Below are 1,478 nucleotides of genomic sequence, written 5' to 3'. Positions count from 1 at the left end.
CGACGGTGCTGCGGGTCGCGGCGCCCCGGTGAACGAAGGCGCGGTCGAGGTGCCCCATGCGCTGGTCGTGGTCCGTGACGAGGAAGGCGTACTCGTGGTCGGGCGGGAACAGCGCCGGTGCGCCGAGCGGGAGCACGAGCCGTTCGCCGAGCCGTTCGACCTCGGCGGTGCCGGAGCCGATCCAGGTGACGACGTAGTCACCGCCGGCCGGCACCACCCCCGAGAGCGCACCGCGCAGCTGGGACCGCCGAACGGTCAGCTCGGCGTCACCGATCGCCGTGTACCGGTACTCGAACGGCGTCTCGGTCACGCGCGCGACCCACCGCTCGCCGCCGTAGACCGCGCCGAGGTCCCGCGCGGCGTCGGCAGGGAGCTCACCGGACACCTCGAAGCGGACCGTCGCCGGCGTCGGGACCGGTCCGTCGGCGAAGTCGTCCGTCAACGGGTCGGCCACGCGCACCCCCGTCTGACGGATGTCCAGAACCCGCTGTCTCCCTCGTTATCTGGATACGCTGTCCCGGTGAGCGCGGCGTATCGTTGCGCGGAACCGATCCGCACCGAAGGGGCGACCGCGTGAGTGAGATCGACCTGACGGCCGCCATCACCCGGCTCGAGGCCGCGATGGGCGCGCTGCGCGGGCGACTGCGGGTGCGCCTGGACGTCTCCGGCTCGGACCTCACGGTGCTGCAGTACGTCGCCCGCGCGGAAGCCGCCGAGCGGAAGGTCCGGGTGAAGGACCTCGCGTCGCACCTCGGCCTGAGCGGCCCGGCGGTCACGGGCGCCGTCGACCGTCTCGAACGGGCCGGACACCTGTGCCGCGTGCCGAACCCGGACGACGGGCGGAGCCGCTACATCGAGTTGACCCCGGAGACCGAGCGCGCCTACGCGAGTGCGATGGACAGCACCAACGAGCATCTGCACGAGCTGGTGTCCTCCTTCACTGATCGCGAGCGGGCGAAGTACGTCCGGGTCATCGACCGCGTCATCGAGGCGCTCGAGTTCGGCGCCCCGTCCCCGTGACGGCAGCGTACGGGCGGTGGCGGACGCACCCCGAACGTTTGTCCACCAAGCGCAGTTAGGTAATTTCCCTACCTATCTGGCCGGACGGGAGCCACCGCCGGCCGTAGCGTCTCCGGAGGATGCCCCCGATCGGGGGTACCAGACGACGGGGAGGGAACCATGGGCACGTACGAATCCCAGCAGGGCGTCGATCCGGTGCGCATCGAGACGTTCCGTCGGATGCGCAAGCGCTGGAAGTACGGCGAGCTGCAGGACGGCGCCGGTCTCTACGACGACTTCTTCACCGACACCGCCCGCGACCCGCGCGGCCGCTGACGAACCGACGGGAGGCGCNTGNNNNATCCNCCNCGCGCCTCCCNTCTCCNCGCGCTGGGCGACNCCGCNCGGGTCACGCNGCGCGTGACGTGTCGGTCAGCGCGCATCGGCGGCCGGTGGGGCGCGGGACGGGAGTCCCTCTT

The 1,478-nt window shown here is 71.8% G+C and carries 3 protein-coding genes; 2 read left to right on the top strand and 1 reads right to left on the bottom strand.

The annotated features are described in order from the left end of the window. A partial coding sequence (locus I5E_RS10540) for a hypothetical protein (RefSeq protein ID WP_148286934.1) occupies nt 1-454 on the bottom strand: 454 nt, incomplete at its 3' end. Between the two features lie 119 nt (nt 455-573). On the opposite strand from I5E_RS10540, the gene I5E_RS10535 reads away from it, so the two are divergent. Further along, entirely contained in the window at nt 574-1,020 is a 447-nt protein-coding gene (locus tag I5E_RS10535; RefSeq protein WP_022906948.1) for a MarR family winged helix-turn-helix transcriptional regulator, read from the top strand. Between the two features lie 159 nt (nt 1,021-1,179). Next, complete coding sequence (locus tag I5E_RS25450) at nt 1,180-1,335, top strand: hypothetical protein (RefSeq protein WP_022906947.1); 156 nt, start codon at nt 1,180-1,182, stop codon at nt 1,333-1,335. Nucleotides 1,336-1,478 lie beyond the last annotated feature (143 nt).

Origin of the sequence: Curtobacterium sp. B18, assembly GCF_000333375.1 — a bacterium.
In the GTDB taxonomy this organism is placed as follows: Bacteria; Actinomycetota; Actinomycetes; order Actinomycetales; family Microbacteriaceae; genus Curtobacterium.
Note: the sequence above shows the minus strand (reverse complement) of the source record. Positions and strands in the feature narration are given on the sequence as shown.